Source organism: Variovorax sp. Varisp85, from assembly GCF_047304045.1.
GTDB lineage: Bacteria > Pseudomonadota > Gammaproteobacteria > Burkholderiales > Burkholderiaceae_C > Variovorax.
In genome coordinates this window covers 1-212 of the sequence record NZ_JBGLYN010000180.1, presented here as the reverse complement: position 1 = coordinate 212, position 212 = coordinate 1, and the positions used below count along the sequence as shown (strand labels likewise).

Below are 212 nucleotides of genomic sequence, written 5' to 3'. Positions count from 1 at the left end.
TACAGCCACATCCTGTTCCCCTCGACCGCCAACGGCAAGAACGTCGCGCCGCGCGTGGCCGCCAAGCTCGACGTGGCGCAGATCAGCGACATCACCAAGGTCGACAGCCCCGACACCTTCGAGCGTCCGATCTATGCGGGCAACGCCATCGCCACCGTGCAGAGCGCAGACCCGATCAAGGTGATCACGGTGCGCACGACCGGCTTCGATGC

1 pseudogene is annotated in these 212 nt (G+C 65.6%); it reads left to right on the top strand.

Annotated features, from left to right (window positions below):
• Window positions 1-212: pseudogene (locus ACCC97_RS28935) on the top strand (electron transfer flavoprotein subunit alpha/FixB family protein); the annotation flags it as partial.